At 62.3% G+C, this 16,543-nt stretch carries 20 protein-coding genes and 2 pseudogenes; 8 read left to right on the forward strand and 14 right to left on the reverse strand.

Annotated elements, in window-relative coordinates:
• Positions 1-146: 146 nt before the first annotated feature.
• Positions 147-1,703, reverse strand: a complete 1,557-nt coding sequence (locus tag AC0L2A_RS04945; RefSeq protein WP_473607830.1) for a serine hydrolase — start codon at positions 1,701-1,703, stop codon at positions 147-149.
• 166 nt (positions 1,704-1,869) lie between these two features.
• Positions 1,870-2,016: pseudogene (locus tag AC0L2A_RS04950) on the reverse strand (ABC transporter permease); the annotation flags it as partial.
• Between the two features lie 126 nt (positions 2,017-2,142).
• On the opposite strand from AC0L2A_RS04950, the gene AC0L2A_RS04955 reads away from it, so the two are divergent.
• Positions 2,143-2,649: a hypothetical protein gene (locus AC0L2A_RS04955; protein ID WP_473607832.1), complete on the forward strand. Its 507-nt coding sequence runs from the start codon at positions 2,143-2,145 to the stop codon at positions 2,647-2,649.
• 248 nt (positions 2,650-2,897) lie between these two features.
• Here AC0L2A_RS04955 and AC0L2A_RS04960 read toward each other — a convergent pair whose 3' ends face one another.
• Positions 2,898-3,788 carry a LysR family transcriptional regulator gene (locus AC0L2A_RS04960; protein WP_473607833.1) on the reverse strand — a complete coding sequence of 297 codons (891 nt, stop codon included), beginning with the start codon at positions 3,786-3,788 and terminating at the stop codon, positions 2,898-2,900.
• A gap of 103 nt (positions 3,789-3,891) precedes the next feature.
• Between AC0L2A_RS04960 and AC0L2A_RS04965 the strand changes: the two genes are divergently transcribed.
• Positions 3,892-4,761, forward strand: a complete 870-nt coding sequence (locus tag AC0L2A_RS04965; protein WP_091599220.1) for an SDR family oxidoreductase — start codon at positions 3,892-3,894, stop codon at positions 4,759-4,761.
• Positions 4,762-4,800: 39 nt separating this feature from the next.
• Positions 4,801-5,274, forward strand: a complete 474-nt coding sequence (locus AC0L2A_RS04970) for an SRPBCC family protein (RefSeq protein WP_128170319.1) — start codon at positions 4,801-4,803, stop codon at positions 5,272-5,274.
• 101 nt (positions 5,275-5,375) lie between these two features.
• On the opposite strand, the gene AC0L2A_RS04975 is transcribed toward AC0L2A_RS04970, so the two are convergent.
• The 6 genes from AC0L2A_RS04975 to AC0L2A_RS05000 all read right to left on the reverse strand — a co-directional run bounded on the left by AC0L2A_RS04975 (position 5,376) and on the right by AC0L2A_RS05000 (position 10,653).
• Positions 5,376-6,134 (reverse strand): ABC transporter permease, encoded by a 759-nt coding sequence (locus tag AC0L2A_RS04975; RefSeq protein ID WP_473607834.1) that lies wholly within the window; start codon positions 6,132-6,134, stop codon positions 5,376-5,378.
• A complete protein-coding gene (locus tag AC0L2A_RS04980; protein WP_473607836.1) occupies positions 6,131-6,907 on the reverse strand; it encodes an ABC transporter ATP-binding protein in 777 nt (258 codons plus the stop codon). The genes AC0L2A_RS04975 and AC0L2A_RS04980 overlap by 4 nt, the downstream gene beginning before the upstream one ends.
• Positions 6,907-7,953: an ABC transporter substrate-binding protein gene (locus AC0L2A_RS04985; RefSeq protein WP_473607837.1), complete on the reverse strand. Its 1,047-nt coding sequence runs from the start codon at positions 7,951-7,953 to the stop codon at positions 6,907-6,909. Before AC0L2A_RS04985 ends, AC0L2A_RS04980 begins: the two co-directional genes overlap by 1 nt.
• A 68-nt stretch (positions 7,954-8,021) precedes the next feature.
• Positions 8,022-8,459: a VOC family protein gene (locus AC0L2A_RS04990; RefSeq protein ID WP_023799114.1), complete on the reverse strand. Its 438-nt coding sequence runs from the start codon at positions 8,457-8,459 to the stop codon at positions 8,022-8,024.
• 2 nt (positions 8,460-8,461) lie between these two features.
• Entirely contained in the window at positions 8,462-9,190 is a 729-nt protein-coding gene (locus AC0L2A_RS04995) for a FadR/GntR family transcriptional regulator (protein WP_128246959.1), read from the reverse strand.
• A gap of 11 nt (positions 9,191-9,201) precedes the next feature.
• Positions 9,202-10,653: an FAD-binding oxidoreductase gene (locus AC0L2A_RS05000; RefSeq protein ID WP_473607838.1), complete on the reverse strand. Its 1,452-nt coding sequence runs from the start codon at positions 10,651-10,653 to the stop codon at positions 9,202-9,204.
• On the opposite strand from AC0L2A_RS05000, the gene AC0L2A_RS05005 reads away from it, so the two are divergent.
• Complete coding sequence (locus tag AC0L2A_RS05005) at positions 10,646-10,993, forward strand: SDR family oxidoreductase (protein WP_473607840.1); 348 nt, start codon at positions 10,646-10,648, stop codon at positions 10,991-10,993. The two genes, AC0L2A_RS05000 and AC0L2A_RS05005, sit on opposite strands and share 8 nt — an antisense overlap.
• 69 nt (positions 10,994-11,062) lie before the next feature.
• On the opposite strand, the gene AC0L2A_RS05010 is transcribed toward AC0L2A_RS05005, so the two are convergent.
• From AC0L2A_RS05010 to AC0L2A_RS05025, 4 genes are all read right to left on the reverse strand, one after another.
• Positions 11,063-11,638 (reverse strand): dihydrofolate reductase family protein, encoded by a 576-nt coding sequence (locus tag AC0L2A_RS05010; protein WP_473607841.1) that lies wholly within the window; start codon positions 11,636-11,638, stop codon positions 11,063-11,065.
• Positions 11,639-11,760: 122 nt separating this feature from the next.
• Positions 11,761-12,294: an SRPBCC family protein gene (locus AC0L2A_RS05015; RefSeq protein WP_473607843.1), complete on the reverse strand. Its 534-nt coding sequence runs from the start codon at positions 12,292-12,294 to the stop codon at positions 11,761-11,763.
• The gene (locus AC0L2A_RS05020; protein ID WP_473607942.1) at positions 12,291-12,680 is read right to left on the reverse strand and encodes an ArsR/SmtB family transcription factor; all 390 of its coding nucleotides are present in this window, start codon (positions 12,678-12,680) and stop codon (positions 12,291-12,293) included. Before AC0L2A_RS05020 ends, AC0L2A_RS05015 begins: the two co-directional genes overlap by 4 nt.
• Positions 12,681-12,828: 148 nt before the next feature.
• Positions 12,829-13,464 (reverse strand): ankyrin repeat domain-containing protein, encoded by a 636-nt coding sequence (locus AC0L2A_RS05025; RefSeq protein WP_473607844.1) that lies wholly within the window; start codon positions 13,462-13,464, stop codon positions 12,829-12,831.
• Positions 13,465-13,871: 407 nt separating this feature from the next.
• Here AC0L2A_RS05025 and AC0L2A_RS05030 point away from each other — a divergent pair.
• From AC0L2A_RS05030 to AC0L2A_RS05045, 4 genes and pseudogenes are all read left to right on the forward strand, one after another.
• Positions 13,872-14,504: pseudogene (locus AC0L2A_RS05030) on the forward strand (MFS transporter); the annotation flags it as partial.
• 121 nt (positions 14,505-14,625) lie between these two features.
• Positions 14,626-15,105, forward strand: a complete 480-nt coding sequence (locus tag AC0L2A_RS05035) for an MFS transporter (RefSeq protein ID WP_473607943.1) — start codon at positions 14,626-14,628, stop codon at positions 15,103-15,105.
• A gap of 98 nt (positions 15,106-15,203) precedes the next feature.
• The gene (locus AC0L2A_RS05040; protein ID WP_473607845.1) at positions 15,204-15,773 is read left to right on the forward strand and encodes a histidine phosphatase family protein; all 570 of its coding nucleotides are present in this window, start codon (positions 15,204-15,206) and stop codon (positions 15,771-15,773) included.
• Between the two features lie 87 nt (positions 15,774-15,860).
• Positions 15,861-16,253 (forward strand): VOC family protein, encoded by a 393-nt coding sequence (locus tag AC0L2A_RS05045; protein WP_473607847.1) that lies wholly within the window; start codon positions 15,861-15,863, stop codon positions 16,251-16,253.
• 16 nt (positions 16,254-16,269) lie between these two features.
• On the opposite strand, the gene AC0L2A_RS05050 is transcribed toward AC0L2A_RS05045, so the two are convergent.
• A complete protein-coding gene (locus tag AC0L2A_RS05050; RefSeq protein WP_128173053.1) occupies positions 16,270-16,506 on the reverse strand; it encodes a hypothetical protein in 237 nt (78 codons plus the stop codon).
• Positions 16,507-16,543 lie beyond the last annotated feature (37 nt).

A 16,543-nucleotide genomic window follows, 5' to 3' on the forward strand; every position in this document is an offset into this window, starting at 1 on the left:
GTGGGGGAGATGTCCGGCAGGACAGAGGGGGCGCGAAGGATCACTACAGATCAGCATTTATCCTGGGCCGCTGCATATCCAAAGGGTCTGCGCCGCGTCGCTTCGCTCCTTGCTCCGCCCCAGGATGACGAAGGCGCAGAGGAACTCTAGTCTCCGACGCGCTGCAGCGTGCCGAGATTGTTATCGTTGAGAAACTCTATGGTCATGGCCGACGCCTTGCCGTCGGGGCCGATGTCGAAGCCTACGCCCGAGGGCCTGTCCGGCGTCTCGGCGTCCGGGAAGGTCAGGAAGAGGTCGCCGTCGAAATGCTTCAATGAATAGGACCGGGCGCCGGCCGGCCCGACCTTGAGCACAAGAGCGTCTCCCGCAGTCGACACGACCGCATCGCCGATGAAATCGTTGAAGTAACGGCCTGCATAGGCACTGGCTGGCCGGGCCGGACTTGCCGGAGACGGTGGCGCGGCATAGGTGGCCTTGGCCGCCGCGATTGCCGGGCCGAACAGGCTCGCATAGGCATCGTCCCATGCCTTGACCCAGTCCTTCTCGACCCTTCCGTCAAAGGCGAGATCGGCGAAGCTTTCGGACAGGCCTTCCGGCACGCCTGTCGAAAAGGCATTGGCGACGATGACGATGCCAAGCTTCTCCTCCGGGAAGAGCGTCACCAAGGTGCGGGCGCCGACGCTGAAGGCGCCGGCATGGCCCCAGCTCAGGCCGTGACGGCCGAATTCGACATTCCAGCCGAGGCCGTAGAAGGACGTGCCGCCTGAGACGGGGTTCTTGCCGCGCGCCATCAGCGGAACATGCGTCTGGTCCAGCGCATCGGCCTTAATGAGCGTCTCGCCGGCATAGACCCCATTGCCGAGCACGAGGCGCACCCATTGCGAGAGATCGCGCGCCGTGGAGCTGACACCGCCCGCCGGCGCCTGCGCATCCGGATCGCGCTTTACCTTCGCGGCCCAGACGCCGTCGATCTTGACGTGGAGCGCAGCGCGATTGGCATGCTTGATGAAGTCCGCATGACGGGAGCTGGTCGAAACCATTTTAAGCGGCCGGTAGAGTTTCTCCTCGGCGACCTCTTCCCAGGACTTGCCCGTCGGCTTCGCGGCCGCGACGGCACCCTCGGTCAGTCCGAAATTGCTGTAGGAGTAGCCGGCGCGAAAGCTCGACGATGGCGACACGAACCGCAGACGACGCAGGATCTCCGCGCGATCGTAGCCAATGTCCTCAAGATCGTCTCCGGCGGTGCCGGGAAGCCCGCTGCGGTGCGAAAACAGGTCGCGGACCGTGAGTTCACTGGTCGGATAGGGCTCGGCGAGCCGGAAGGCCGGATCGAGATCGACTATTTTCGTATCCCAGGAAACGATGCCCTCGCTGACCAGCGCCGCCACTATCGTTGCCGAGACCGGCTTGGAGAGGGAGGCAATCTGGAACACCGTGTCGGCGTCGACGGTCTCCGACTTGCCGGCCTCGCGATGCCCGAACCCCTTGAGAAAGACCACCTCGTCGCCATGCACGACCCCGATGGCGAGACCGGGTACGGCACCGTCCGCGACGACACCTTCGGCGAGCAGTTCGAGCTTCGACAGGGCGGCAGTGATCCGGTCGGGCGTAAGGCTGTCGGCCGACGCCGCCTGCGGCGAAAGCACCATGACGGCGATGAAGGCCAACGTCCCCCAACGGCGGAAATTCCGACCCAACCCCACGCTCGAGCTCCTCCCCTGCAAGCACTGTCATACTACAGGCCGACGCAGGGAAGGCCAGCCCTAGCCTGCGCGATACAGCAAGTCCGCTGCGCGACGCCAAGCGGCCATCCCCCGGAGCCAACCGGTCAAAAATATCGAACGGACCATCGCACGGCGGCGACGACCGTCATGAAGAACCCGACGACAACAGCGATGAGAGCACGATAGCGGCGTCGAGCCGGTCGGACCAATAGTTGAAGGTCGCGTCGACGATCGTCGCCAAGACCTTGTCGGACCCGATCCATTCGCCAACGATCGCGCCGATCACCGCGGTCGCATCGCGGCGGTAAGCCGCCGGAGGCGGCGCCTAGTGGTGAAAGCCTGACGCTTGCTACCCGACGCGTAGGGCAGCTCAGGGTGGAAAGCGGAAATTAACATCTACGGGAGAAGCTCCCTGAAAGTGGCTGACAGCGGGTTTTGGGCCAAGATGTTTCTTGCATCGCTAGGCCGGTGGCATCCCATCCGGCTTTGTCTTTACGGGTTTCTGGCTGCGGCCTTCCTCGGGGCGCTCTACTGCTTTGCTCCGTTCGACAGTGACCCTCAAGGTCGGATTTTCAGAGGTCTGCTGGCAATGTATGCAGCCTACCTCTGTACCGTCGCGGTGATTATTCCGAACCTGCGACGACAAGGCGATGAACCCTACAGCCAGTTGCTTTCGCGGTTCGCTCGAATTCGTGGTTTTGATAGGCAGCAAGCGCTCTCCTTCGAAAAAAATTGGTTTGCGGTAACAGCCTGTTTCACCGGACTGTCATTCCTAATCCCACTATATGCCCTGTCCAAAATCATATTGAGTTGGTCCGAGATTGGCTGGTCCGATGTAGTCGGCTCTACGCTTGGTATGCTGGTTGGGCTCGTATTCGTGGGCGACTTCTACTTCCTGCTGCGGAAACGGTCGGCCCATAGATGAACACCTTGGAAGAGCACCTCTGTTCGTCCGCAAAGGGTCGGTTCTTGCCGTCCACCGGCACCAAGCGTCAGACTTTCACCACTAGGTTCTGTTGACAAAGTGCATCGGAAGACAGGCCATAGTTCCAGCACATTTTGCTAAGCAGGCTGGCATGGGACGTGAGTTCATCCATGACGCTGGCAAAGCGCTTCTCAGTTTTCGTTTTTTTGTTGCATAGGACTTTCTACGCCCGAACGCGGGTCCGGTCATCACCTGCCAATATAGGCGGCTAGTTCGTCCGGCGTCCCATTTGGGAAGGCCTGTTTTAGAAAATTCAAGAACGCCGACACTCGCGCGCTGAGTAGCCGCCGAGATGGGTAGAGCGCCCATAGAGCGATCTCGGGGCCGTCGATATCCCCCCATAGTACCAGCGTGCCGTCAGCCAAGTCGTGGGCCACCAACGAAATGGGAAGACGTGCTGCACCGACGCCGGCTCGCACCGCATCCCGGACCATGATGAGCATCGACAAAGCGAGGACAGGCTCGATTGCAATTGTTGACCGGCCACCTTGTGTCTTCACGTGCCATGTTTGCCGATCGCCCGCCCAGCGCGCGACGCCAGGAGCGGCGAGTCCACCACTCGCGCGAGGAAGGCCAGGGCTCGCCACTACGACCAGGCGGTCGCGGAGAAACGCCCGTCCAACCAGGCTTTCGTCGGGATCTGGATTGACTCGGATTACCAGATCGTAGCCTTCCTCGATCATGTCAACAGGCCGATCCTCAGTCGTAACCTCCAGCCTCACCTCCGGATATTTAAGGGCAAACCCCGCAGCAATCCTCCCCATTGCGGTCTGAGAAAAAAGCAAAGGTGCGCTAATCCGTAATCTGCCCCTGGGTCTCTGACCGCCCGAGGCAATCGCCGAAGCCGTCTCGTCCAGTTCGGCAAGCAGCGCCCCTGTCCGCTCGAAGAGCGCCCGTCCTTCTTCGGTGAGCTTCAGGCTACGCGCACCCCGTTCAAACAGGCGCAGATCAAGGCTGCTTTCCAATTCTCCAACGCGCCGGGACAGGGTCGCCTTAGGCCGGCCGGTGGCCCTTGCCGCTTTGCCGAAACCACCGTGGCGGGCAACGAGATTAAAATCGGCGAGGGCAAGAAGATCCATGTGTGTTCCACCAGCGAGACGATGCGTCTAAAATTTCAGCCTGTTGGACGCTCAGTGAGCCACACATATTGGCCGTGTCAAGCAACCCAACAGGAGAAATTTCATGACCATTCTCGTTACCGGGGCCACAGGCAATATTGGCCGCCAAGTCGTCGAACACCTCGTCAAGCGCGGCGCTGATGTACGTGCTCTCGTCCGCGATCCGTCGAAAGCCAACTTCCCGGCAGGCGTATCCGTCGTGCAAGGCGACTTTCTTGATGTCGATTCGCTGCGCAAAGCCATGTCTGGAGTTTCCACTCTGTTCCTTTTGAACGCCGTAGTTCCGGACGAATTCACCCAAGCTTTGGTCGCGCTGAACGTCGCCCGATCGGCCGGTATCGAGCGGATCGTATATCTGTCGGTGATCCACGCTGACGGCTACGTGAACGTGCCCCATTTCGCTGGCAAGTTCGGCGTCGAGCGAATGATCGAGCAGATGGACTTCAAGGCTACGATCTTGCGCCCAGCTTACTTCATCCAGAACGATCTGATGATCAAAGACGTCATCACCGGCTATGGCACCTACACAATGCCGATCGGCGACAAGGGTCTCGCCATGATCGACGTCCGTGATATCGCCGAGATCGCCGCCCTTGAGCTGCTGCGCCGTGAACAGGCCGCAGAGCCGCTTGCGATCGACTGGATCAACCTCGTCGGTCCAGAGACACTGACTGGGGCGGATATCGCCGCCATCTGGTCAGACGTGCTCGCCCGCCCGATCAACTACGGCGGCGACAATACCGAGGATTTTGAGCAAAATCTCAAGCAGTTCGTGCCCGCCTGGATGGCCTACGACATGCGTCTGATGGGCGAGCGCTTCTTCACCGACGGGATGCTGCCTGGGGCCGGCGACGTCGAGCGCCTGACTGCCCTGCTCGGACGTCCACTGCGCCCATATCGAGCCTTCGCCTCGGAAACCGCTGCCTCCGCCTGACGGAAGCGCAGCCCCTGTCTGATCACAAGGACTGTCATCATGATTTATTCAACTGCCACAGTTCCGGTGAACCCGGAAGGCGAAGTCCCATTGACGCGCGCTCAAGTGTGGAAGGGTCTCGAGCTGAAAGCACGCGACGCCCGCTTGTTCCTTGTCACGGGTCTCTGCACCCGTTGCGACGTTGTGGAGGAAAGCGCTACCCACTTCGTGCGTGAGGCCACGATCGGTGGCCACGACCTGCGCGAAATCGTCACGCTCGAGCCGGAAAGCAAGGTCACCTTCTTCCAGGCATCCGGTCCGCGCGAGGGAGCGATTGTCAACGAACTGTTCGAAGATGGAGAAGGCGCACTGCAGCTTCGCTTCTACTGCTACATTGGCCTGCGCGGCAAAGAGCCAAACGGTCGCGAGGAGCAGGCCGAGCAGGCTCAGTTCGCCAGCGAAAACGGCTACAAGGCCGCCCTGCTGTCGACGCTGAAGCGGACCCGCGAACTGCTCGCAGCGGGAAAGCTCTAATCATCGCCAGAAACACAAGCAACAGGGCGGCTCTCAAGGAGGCGCCCTGCCTTCGCGGGAACAAATGATGCTACGTCCGTCGCCGACGCGTTCAGCCGCCTCTAACGGTATCGAACCGACCATCGCTCAGCGGCGACGACGGTCATGAAGAACCCGATCGACAACAGCGATGAGAGCACGATGGCGGCGTAGAGCCGGTCGGACTGGTAGTTGAAGGTCGCCTGGATGATCAGCGCGCCGAGACCTTTGTCGGAGCCGATCCACTCGCCGACGATCGCGCCGATCACCGCGGTCGCTGAGGCGATCCGCAGCGAAGCGAAAAGCATTGGCAGCGCGCGCGGCAGGCGCAGGCGCCAGAATACCTCCCAGCGCGTCGCCGACAGCACGCGGAACAGCTCGTGCTCGCTGGGGCTCGCCGATTCCAGACCCCGGATCATGTTGATGAGCGTTGGGAAGAAACAGATCACCGCCGCGATCACGATCTTGGGCAGCATGCCGAGGCCGAAGATGAGGATGACGACCGGGGCCAGCGCCAGCACCGGGATCGTATTGAAGAACAGCACGACCGGAAAATAGGCCGCCTGCAGCGTACGGCTGTGAACGAAGACGATCGCCAGCAGCACTGCGGCGAGGTTGCCGAGCACGAAGCCGGAGAGCGCCTCGATGGCCGTCGGCCAGAGGTTCGACAGGAGAAGCGATCCGTTCCCGGCAAACACGCCCGCTATCGCGGTCGGCGTCGGAACGATGTAAGCGGGCACGCCGGCGAGCGGCAGCAGGAATTGCCATGCGAGAATAAGCGAGCCGGCGCCGAGGATCGGCAGCGCAGCCTGTGCGAATGGCGAAAGCGCGCCCTGGTTCACGACGCCGCTCCGAGGGCGGAGCGCATCCTGGCCATTGCCGCGACGATCGCCGGATCCTCGCGCGAGCATCTGTTGTCCGGCCCCTTCAGCGGACGAAGGTCGTGGTCGGCGACGATCCGGCCGGGATGGGCGGCAAGCACGATCACACGCTGTCCGAGATAGACCGCTTCGGCAATGGAATGCGTGACAAACAGCACGGTCGTTCCGGTCCGCCGCCAAAGGTTCAGCAGTTCGTCGTTGAGGCGATCGCGGGTGATCTCGTCAAGTGCGCCAAAGGGTTCATCCATCAGAAGCAGACGTGGCTCGCCAAGCAGCGCCCGGGCGATCGCCAGCCTTTGGCGCTGTCCGCCGGAAAGCTGATGCGGCAGGCGCTCACTGAGGGCCGACAGTCCGACGAGTTCGAGCAGCTCGTCGGCCCGGTCGTCTATCATGCGCGACAGGCTGCGGCGGCCGACCTGGATCGGCAGCCGAACATTCTCGCGCGCCGTGCGCCACGGCAAAAGGGTCGAGTCCTGGAAGACAAAACCCACGCCGCGGCCGGAGCGCACCGCCGACGGCGTTTCGCCCATCACGCGTATCGTGCCCGCGAGCGGCGCCAGAAGATCGGCGACAACCCGCAGAAACGTCGACTTTCCGCACCCCGAAGGCCCGAGGATCGACAGGAACGTCCCGGCCTCGACTGTCAGTTCGAGGCCGGAGATCACCGTCACGGGCGAGCGCCGGCCGGGATAGCCGACGTCGAGCCCGGAGGTTTCGATGGCCGGCGCGGCCATCAAGAGGCGGGCGCGCCGAGCTTCGGCCGTTCAGCCGCCGTGAGTTCGAGAAGCTTCGTCGTATAGACGTCCTCGGCCTTCGGCCTGCCGTTCGGGTATTGGCCAATCTGGTCAAGCAGCGCGATCTGGCTCTCGATCGAGGCAGGATCGAAGGTGCCCCATCCATCCTTTTTCGTGTTGTCGTCGAACGACAGTTTCAGCACCAGGGGGATCGTCTTCTTTTCCCAGCCTGCGTCGATCTCGGGATAGGCCGCGACAAGCTTGTCGACCGCCTGCTCGGGATTGGCGTAGACCCAGCCCCACCCCTTGGCGACCGCGCCGATGAATTTCGCCAGGGTCGCGGAATCGGATTCGATGGCGCTGTCGGTCGCGAAGTAGACATTGGCATAGGACGCCAGGCCGAGCTCCGACAACAGCAGATCGATGCGATCGTCACCGACGACGCTGAGCGCCTGCGTGTTGGTGATCCAGCCGCCGATCGCATCGACGTCGCCACGAACCAGCGGCGCCTTGTCGAACCCGACATTGACGATGGTGACCTCGGAAGGGTCGATCTTGTTCTTCGCGAGCATCGCGTCGATGGCAAAGCGCGCGGTCGGCTGCGTGCCGATCCGCATCCCCTTCAGATCCGCAACCGACCGGATCGGCTTCTCCGGTTTCGACGTCAGCGCATAGGGCCCGGTGCGATAGCCGCAGGCGATGATCCTCACCGGAACGCCGCTCGCCCGCGCGGCATAGAGTTGAGGCGATTCGGAGAATTGGCCGAGCTGGGCGGCACCGGACACGACTGGCGGCACGGTGGCGGCGTTCGGCCCGCCGGGGCTGAACTCCACTTCAAGCCCGGCTTCACTGAAGTAGCCATTGGCGACGGCTGCGACGTCGCCGATCTGGCCGTTCGACATCAGCCAGTCATACTGGACGACGAGCTTGGCGGCTGCCGAGGCGCTGGCGCCAAACAGCTGAAGTCCCGGCCCGAAAGCCGCCAGGCCGGCGGCGCCGGCCTTCAGGATCGATCTGCGATTCCACTGCGATGCGTTCCCACTCATCTTCTTGCTCCTTTGTTGGACTGCTTGCATGCGGCGCGGCCCTTTCTTGCGAGGCCGTCGCGATCCAATCACACTTGCGTGTCGTGATAGTCGCCCGGTCCCGCGCCGGTCCAGGCATAGAGTTCCCACAGCGTCCCGTCCGGATCGTGGAAGTAGGCGCAGCGCGCGTTCCAGACATAGTCGCCGGGCGGCCCGACGAACGGCACGCCCTTGTCCGACAGTTCGGCGTAGAGCCGGTCGACCTCGCCGGCGCTTTCGAGTTCCATGGCGACGCATGCCTTGTGCGCCTGCTTCGGTGAGCGGACATTCGAGACGCCGCAGTGGCGATTGATGTGGTCCAATTGCCATGCAGCGAGCGTCACGCGCTCGGAATGAAAATCGACAAAGCCCTCGGCGCGGCGTCTGATCCGGTAGCCAAGCTTCTGCGTGTAGAAGTCGATGGTGCGGTCGATATCCTCTACGAGCAGGCAGATATCGGTGATTGCCTTGGTCTGCCCGAGCGACATGGTCATTTGCCTCGATTGATCGCGGTGAGCTCGACGCCTACGCGCGATGCGGCGCCTTCGATGTGCCGGCGCATCGCCTCGCCGGCAGCCTGCGGATCATGCGCGGCGAGCGCGTCGTAGATCCGCACGTGCTCGGCGACATTGACCTCGACCAGGTCGTGGAGCGGGTTGGTGAGGCGGGCATAGTGGATCGACTGGCGGATCTGCTCGCAGACGAAGGAAATGAAGGTGTAGATGTAACTATTGCCGGTCGCCCGGGCGATCGCCCGATGGAAAAGCAGATCGGCCTCGATGCTGCCATCCTCCCAGCGCTCCTCGCCGCCCATGCGGTCCAGCGCAGCCTTGATTGCGTCAAGATCATCGGATGTACAGCGCGCCGCGGCCAGCGTGGCGGACTCGGTCTCCAGGATGCTGCGCAGCTCGAAGAGCTGCTCCATGTTGCGCTGGTCTTTCAGCGCCTCACGGTCGATCCGGATGGCGGTCCGCTGTTCCGGCGCCATGACGAATGCGCCTACGCCCTGACGCGCCTCGATCATGCCATCGGCGCGAAGCTGCGCGATCGCTTCCCTGACAACATTGCGGCTGACGCCGAACTTGTCGGCGAGCTGGCTTTCGGTGGGGAGCCGGGCTCCCGGGATGATGTCGCCGCCCTCGATCTCGCGGCTCAGATGCGAAGCGACGCGATGCGGAAGCGCCTCGACGCTGCCGATGATGGACGAACGCTGCTTCATGCGGCTTTCCCCTACAAATCGCCCGGACCAGGCATGAGACACGCGGGATTGAACAGGCCTGCCGGATCGAAGGCTGCCTTGATCGCGGTATGAAGCTGCCGTTCGCGTTGCGACAGGCCGGCCCAGAACACGTGACTGCGGCTGCGACCGACGCCATGCTCGGCGCTGAACGAGCCGCCGAGCGCTCCGACCAGCTCGTAGAGCCGGGTCAAAACCGCCTGCCCCACGGTCCTCGCTTCGCCGGGGTCGCAATCGATGGGAGGCAGCACGTTGAAATGGATGTTGCCGTCGCCCGCATGGCCATAGGTCAGGGATGTCCAGCCAGGCCAGTCTCGCAAGACACACGCGCGTGCTTGCTCGATCAGCGTCGGCACCTGGCTGAGACGAACCGAGAGATCGGTGCGGACATGAAAGCCGCGCCGCGCCTGCCCCTCGACCAGGCCCCCGCGGATGGCCCAGAATGTGGCGGCCTGCGAGCGGCTTTGCGCGACGACGCCGTCCCTGATCAGGTCGGCCTCGAGGGCGCGCGCCAGCATCGTTTCAAGAAGGCCGCCGGCATCTATCCCTGGCCCACAGGCGAGTTCGACGATCGCGTGAACCGGACATTCTTGCGTCAGCGGCGAGCGCAGATTCGGATCGATGAGATGGACCAGCGGCAGGCACTCCTCGCCGATGACCTCAAACGCGCTGAGAAGGTCGGAGCAGAGATGTCTTGCCATCCGGAACAGCTCGCACGCCTGGCGGAAGCTGCCCAGTCCGACATAGGCGGTCTCGACCTGCGTCGACCGGGGCGAGAGCCTTACTTCGACGCCGGTGACGACTCCCAGCGTCCCTTCCGAGCCGATCATCAATTGCTTCAGGCTGTAGCCGCGATTGTCCTTGCGCAGCCCGTTCATGCCGTTCCAAAGGGTGCCGTCCGGCAGGACCGCCTCAAGCCCGAGCACCAGGTCACGCGTCATGCCGTAGCGCAGCACATTGATGCCGCCGGCATTGGTCGCGACATTGCCGCCGATCGTGCACGATCCCTGTGCGCCAAGCGCGAGCGGGAAGGTCATCTCGGATGCTTCAGCGGCGTCCTTGACGTCCTGCAGCACGGCCCCGGCATCCGCTTGCAGCGTGAAGTCGAGCGGGTCGACGCGGCGTATCCGATTGAGACGCTCGAGCGACAGTACTGCGTAGTCCGAATTGTCTGGAATGGCGCCACCGGCAAGTCCGGTATTGCCACCCTGCACGACGATGGCGATACCGCTCTGCGAGCACCATCTCACAAACGCCTGGACGTCTTCCACCGATCCTGGACGCACGATGAAGCGGGCACTTCCGCACCTGTCGCGGCCCCAATCGATGAGGTAGCGCTCCGCCTGGTGCGACTGGCCGTCTATCAGCGCATCACCAGCCAACTGCGCAGGCAGCTCAGCAATTGCGCCGGAAGCTTCGCGTTGAGAGGGGCGATCCGTGATCATCGGGTCAGATCATACGGTCATCCTACAACTTCGCAAGTCCTATTCTTCTCGATGCTCAAAGGCAGGACTGCACGGGCTGACACGCTCGACCGCCGCTGAACTGGGCCGTCGCGGCATCACCGTCAACGCGATCGCCCCCGGCTATTTCGCTACTGAGCTCAACACCGCACTTATGAGCGACGAGGCCTTCACCAAATGGGTCGAGGCACGAACCCCGGCGGGCCGCTGGGCCCAGCCTGAGGAACTCGGCGGAGCCGTGGTGTTTCTCGCCTCAGACGCTGGCGCCTACGTCAACGGCCATGCGCTGGCCGTTGACGGTGGGCTATCGGTTTCCCTCTGACCGGCGAAGTGCTTTTCAGAAAAAAATTTCAGCCAGGCAGCGCTGCGAAATCTGCGAAGACCGGCTGCGTTAGCCGATCCCATAGACCAGGCTCACGCGCCCATCTGTGAGCTGCTGAACCTGCCGCAGTTCAAGCCCGCGACGATTTTGCGTTGCTCCAAACAGCGCCTTCCCTTCGCCGACGAGCAGCGGATAGAGGATAAGCCGCAGTTCATCCACCAGCCCGGCATCGATCAGGCTCGCGGTCATTCGCGCACCGCCCATGAGATAGATATCCTTGCCCGGCTGCTGCTTGAGCGCAGCGATGTCTTCGAGGCTCCGCACGAAGCGCGTCTTTGGCCAGGCCGCCGAATTCATCGTGTTCGACAGCACATAATGCGCGGTCTGTTCGGCAAAGCGGGCCCATTCGAGCTCGGCCGGCGTCGGCAATTTGCCGGTCATCGGCAGCGGCTTGTCCGGCTCATTCTGGATCGCGCTCCAGTAGCGCTCGTAGCCGGCGTACATGACGCTCCCGAGCAGGCAGGCATCGATTTGCGGCGTCAGCCCGTACTCCTCCGACCACGCGTCGACCCAATCGGCATAACCCTCGGGTCCCTCCATCTTGCCGTCGACGGAAACCTTCATTCCGGTGATCAATTTGCGCATGACGTCCTCCATCGGGCTTGCGAAATGCAAGCACGTTTCATCGTTTCATCGTTGCTGGTGTGCGAGCCTCCAAGGCCGATGCCGGTGGAGGCTGGGCGGTGACTTCAGCCGACGCGATCGTGTCAGGCCGGCAGGCGGCGGTCGTATTCTTCCCGCAGCCGGCTCCAGCCCTCCCAGAAAGAGGTCGGCGTCTTTCCGGCGAGGCGGGCAGCCAGCACGTCGAGGTGCATGTGCCAGCCGGCGGTGACGTTGAGCTGGATTGCGCGTTCCGGCAGCCGGCGATGGATGACGGTGAGCAGCACATCATTGCCCTTCGGCTCCAGCAAGAAGGAAACCCCGCCGGTGTTTCCCCAGGTGATGGCAAGTTTGTAAGGCGGATCGAGTTCGGTGATCCGGCCCTCCATTCGATGCTCTTCGGGAAAGCCCGCAGGGCGCTGGCCGGGCGGATCGGTCAGCTCGTCGTTACGCCAGACCAATTCGAACGAGGTGCCGGCCTTCATTTCCATCTGGCCGGCAGCCATCCACTGCCGGCGCAGGTCACTCTCGGTGAGATAGGCCCAGACCCGCTCGATCGGGCCGGGCAAGAGCCGCTGGATGGTGAACGTGGCGGGCTCGGTCAGCTCGCCATAGGCTTCGATGGCTTTCATCTGGTTCATTGGTCGTCTCCTTCTTTTGAGGCGGGCGATTTCTCGGATTCATCCCTAGCTTTGCCTGCGTCCTGCTCGCGAAGCAGACGCTCGAGGACGTCGAGACGGTTGGTCCAGAAGCGCTCGTAGAAGCCGAGCCATTGGTGGGCGCTGGCCAGCGGTCCGGGTTCGAGGCGGCAAATATGTGTGCGGCCCCTCACCTCTCGACGAATAAGCCCTGCATTCTCCAGCGTCTTGATGTGCTTGGAGGCGGCCGCCAACGACATGGCGAAGGGTTCCGCCAACTGGCTCACCGTTCGCTCGCCGCCGGCGAGGTCGCGAAGCATGTGCCGGCGGGTGGCGTCGCCAAGCGCATGAAAAACCGCGTCGATCTGGGGCGTTTCTAATTCAACCATGTAGTTGAATATAGAGGCACGCTTTCGAATTGTCAACCGATTGGTTGAATGATCTTGGAAGGGAGTTCCACAGGCGGTCTGCGGCGATCGAAGACATTCGGCCAGTGCAAGGGCCGCGGACATGGTCACCGCGGCGGAAGCGGGACCTTCACTTGCCTTCGAAGAAAGTATGAATCGAGACTTCCAGCTTTTCGATGAGTTGAGGGTTATGGCAGCTTCCAGCCCAGATTAGGGCGTTCAGTCTCATATCCTTGTTGAGAAAGTTCATTTTCCGGGAATCAAGCAGGTATCCCGCGACCTCGTAGTGCCGTCCCTTGATAGCCTCGATAAGCGCGTTGTTTCTTCCGGTCTTGTCAGTAAGATTCACGTCGGCGCCATTCTCGACAAGCAACTTAACGACATCCAGATGCCCGTTCTTTGCCGCTTCAATAAGGGCCGTTCTGCCGTAGTAGTCGGCTCTTGCATTAATCTCTATTTCGGGATGTTTCATGAGGGCTAAAATAGGGGCGTAGTGGCCCTTGGCCGAAGCAAGGCTCAAAGGCGTGCTCTTCCATTTGTTTCTGGAATTCACATCGATTGCTGGGTGTTCGATCAACGCCTCGACCGCCGCGGTGCGGGCATTGAGGGCTGCGAGATGAAGGGCTGACCAGCCGCCGCCGTCCGCCTCGTTGATATTGGCGCCGGCCGCCAATTCCGCTCGAACGGCCCCCGCATCGCCGCTTTCTGCCGCGATCAGCAGATTCGACCAACCTCTCGCCCCTTCGACTTCCAAGCTCTCGGTCAATGCAGTCGCCTCCCCGAATGCTCCCTGCAGGATACCATTGTTCCGGTTCGGCCGACATCCACCGAATGACCGGCTTCCATCGAAAAGCCTTTCTCATTCGACGGTGTCCGCAAATACAATCCGAGAGGGGAAGAAGGAGAAGATAGCGAACCTGAGCTTGAGCGAGAGGCATGATGCCTTTGAGTGCCTGACCTAAGAGCGCGACGGCGTCCGACTGACTTCACTCGCAAGCAGAGTGGCGAGGACGCCGAAGTCGGACTGGCTGGTTGGTAATCGGCATGGAAGTTCGACCGGCTCGAACGTGAAGCCAGGCCTCTGATCAAAGCGGAACTGGCCGATATCCTCCGGCAGCGGAGGCCGATAAAGACGAACAGGAAGCGCGCACTCTATCGAGAAACAAAGGGATCATGCAGTCCTTCAGTGCATTCGTCGTCAACAATGTCCGCTGGCTCGCGGGCGCCTTTTTGCTGACCCTCGTCTCGTCCTTCGGGCAGACCTTCTTCATCGCCTTGTCGAACGGCGATATCCGCGAGACGTTCGGGTTGAGTCACGGCGAGTTCGGCGGGCTTTACATGCTGGCAACGCTGCTTAGCGCGGCGACCCTGCCGTTCCTGGGGCGGCCGCTGGACCGGTATTCGACAATGACCATGGCGATCGCGACGATGCTCATGCTTGCCTGCGCCAGCATTGCGATGGGGTTCGCCGGGTCGCTGCCAACGCTGCTCCTTGCGCTCTATTTGCTGCGCCTTTTTGGCCAGGGGATGATAACCCAGACGGCTCTGACGGCGACTGGTCGCTGGTTCGCCGCGAACCGGGGCCGCGCCGTCTCGGTCGTCACGCTTGGCTTTCATTTCGGCGGCGCTCTGCTACCTTTCCTGTTCGTCCTCGTGGCCGGCCTCGTCGGCTGGCGGGGAAGCTGGTTCGTCTGCGCAGCCTTCATCCTGGTCGTGGCCTTGCCTCTGGTTTGTGCGCTGGTCCGGAAGGAACGCAATCCGCAGAGCGAGGCCCAGCCGAGCGCGCAACGCGCAGTGAAGCACTGGACGCGGACTGAAGTCCTGCGCGATCCGACGTTCTACGCCATCTGCCTGGGGGTTCTGGCTCCCGCCTTGCACGACCATCTTCTTTCACCAGGTCTATCTAACCGAGCTCCGGGGCTGGCCGCTGCAACTCTTCGCCAGCGGCTTCGCCGTCCTGTCCGCCACGACGATGGGTTTTGCGCTTCTGGCCGGGTGGCTGATCGACCGCTTCTCGGCGGTCCAGCTGCTGCCTCTATTCCTTCTGCCGCTGGCGCTGGCATGCTTCGCGGCTGCCTATCTGACGGCGCCTTTCGCCATCTTCGTCTTCATGGCGCTGCTTGGCATCAGCTACGGCTTCTCCTCGACCCTGGAGGGCGCCATGTGGCCGGAGATCTACGGCACCGCGCATCTCGGTGCGATCCGCTCGGTTGTGGTGGCCGTGATGGTTCTGGCCTCGGCGATGGGTCCCGGCATCACCGGATATCTGATCGACGCCGGCGTCGACTACTCGCTGCAACTGGCCTTGATGGGCGTCTACAGCCTGGCCGCCGCCTTGCTGATGTGGAGGGTATCGCGGAAGCTGACGCGAGGCCTGTCTCGCGGCTGGAATCTTTCCAGCTCCTGATCGGTCCTGAAATCGTCGACACCAACATTTATGTCGCTACCTGCGGAATGAAGTGCTGGTCCGCGTCAGGCTGCTAATCGGATAAGGTGAGAAGCAAGATGCGAATTGGACGTCGGCGATTTCTTGTCCTGTCGCTCGGAGCGGCTGCCTTCGGCACGGCCCAAGCCTCCGGGCCACTCTGGGCAGCCCTGCGATCCGGAGAAGCCATTGCGCTGCTGCGCCATGCCGCGGCCCCAGGCTCCGGCGATCCGCCTGGCTTCAGGCTCGGTGACTGCAGCACCCAGCGGAATCTGTCGGAAGAAGGTCGTGCGCAGGCCGGCGCGATCGGCGACCTGTTCCGTGCGAACGGCATCTCGTCGGCAGCCGTCTATTCGAGCCAGTGGTGTCGCTGCCTGGATACCGCTCGCCTGCTCGGGATCGGCGACGTCGTGCCTGTTGAGCTGCTCAATTCCTTCTTTGGCGACAGTTCGGCCGCAGAAGTGCGCACCGCTGCCCTTTTGGCCTGGCTCCGCGGGCAGCGTTTCGGCTGGCCTGTGGTGCTTGTCACGCATCAGGTCAACATCACCGGTTTGACCGGCGAGGTGCCGGATAGCGGCGAAATGATCATCGTCCGTATTCATGAAGCTGAGCCCGTGCAGGTCATCGGGCAGGTTGCCACGCCGGCTTGAGCATCATGGCCATCGACCCCATCTCGTGCAGCACCGCTTCAGTCGCGGAACAACGACGTGCGAGGAGAAATTAAAGGGAGTGACGGCATGGCTATCGATTTCAACCATACAATACTGCCGGCCCGCGACAGCGAGGCGTCGGCAAAATTCCTGGCGGAAATGCTTGGCCTTCCAGCCGCGAGGCGCTGGGGTCCTTTCCAGATGGTCACCACCGAAAACGGTGCCAACCTCGACTATATGGATACCTCAGGCGAAATCAGGCCGCAGCATTACGCCTTCCTGGTCAGCGAAGCCGAGTTCGACGAGATCTTCGCCAGGATTCGTGAACGGAACCTCTCGTACTGGGCTGATCCTGGCCGGACGCAGCTGGGCGAGATCAACCACCACGACGGCGGCCGCGGCGTTTATTTCGAGGACCCGAACGGTCATCTTCTCGAGATCATTACCCGTCAGTACGGCAGCGGCGGATGGAACCCGTGATCGCTCGGTGGTGTAGTCAGGCGGCGAACGTTCTGCGAGCCTTGTCACGGTGTTCTGCCGCAGCCAGCTGATCAGTCTGCTGAAATCGCGTCCAAAACTCGTCGCGGTCGTGACCCGCTCGGTCGAAGCGGTCACCGTGTGCCAGGCAGGTGCTGTGGAAGGCTTCCAGTGCGCGCTCGACATCGACACCGGCGTGCACCGATGATGCCGGATAAAGGGCGGCGAATAACGTCAGCAGGAAGCGAGGCGACATTTCACGCTCCGAGCCAGCTCAAAACGGTCGACACCTT

It is taken from the genome of Mesorhizobium sp. WSM4844, from assembly GCF_055811775.1.

Coding starts and splice junctions, on each gene's coding strand:
- AC0L2A_RS04960 (WP_473607833.1), bottom strand. CDS start 3,788: ATGGATCTTCTTGCCCTCGCCGATTTTAATCTCGTTGCCCGCCACGGT.
- AC0L2A_RS04965 (WP_091599220.1), top strand. CDS start 3,892: ATGACCATTCTCGTTACCGGGGCCACAGGCAATATTGGCCGCCAAGTC.
- AC0L2A_RS04970 (WP_128170319.1), top strand. CDS start 4,801: ATGATTTATTCAACTGCCACAGTTCCGGTGAACCCGGAAGGCGAAGTC.
- AC0L2A_RS04980 (WP_473607836.1), bottom strand. CDS start 6,907: ATGGCCGCGCCGGCCATCGAAACCTCCGGGCTCGACGTCGGCTATCCC.
- AC0L2A_RS04985 (WP_473607837.1), bottom strand. CDS start 7,953: ATGAGTGGGAACGCATCGCAGTGGAATCGCAGATCGATCCTGAAGGCC.
- AC0L2A_RS04990 (WP_023799114.1), bottom strand. CDS start 8,459: ATGTCGCTCGGGCAGACCAAGGCAATCACCGATATCTGCCTGCTCGTA.
- AC0L2A_RS04995 (WP_128246959.1), bottom strand. CDS start 9,190: ATGAAGCAGCGTTCGTCCATCATCGGCAGCGTCGAGGCGCTTCCGCAT.
- AC0L2A_RS05000 (WP_473607838.1), bottom strand. CDS start 10,653: ATGATCACGGATCGCCCCTCTCAACGCGAAGCTTCCGGCGCAATTGCT.
- AC0L2A_RS05010 (WP_473607841.1), bottom strand. CDS start 11,638: ATGCGCAAATTGATCACCGGAATGAAGGTTTCCGTCGACGGCAAGATG.
- AC0L2A_RS05015 (WP_473607843.1), bottom strand. CDS start 12,294: ATGAACCAGATGAAAGCCATCGAAGCCTATGGCGAGCTGACCGAGCCC.
- AC0L2A_RS05020 (WP_473607942.1), bottom strand. CDS start 12,680: ATGGTTGAATTAGAAACGCCCCAGATCGACGCGGTTTTTCATGCGCTT.
- AC0L2A_RS05040 (WP_473607845.1), top strand. CDS start 15,204: ATGCGAATTGGACGTCGGCGATTTCTTGTCCTGTCGCTCGGAGCGGCT.
- AC0L2A_RS05045 (WP_473607847.1), top strand. CDS start 15,861: ATGGCTATCGATTTCAACCATACAATACTGCCGGCCCGCGACAGCGAG.
- AC0L2A_RS05050 (WP_128173053.1), bottom strand. CDS start 16,506: ATGTCGCCTCGCTTCCTGCTGACGTTATTCGCCGCCCTTTATCCGGCA.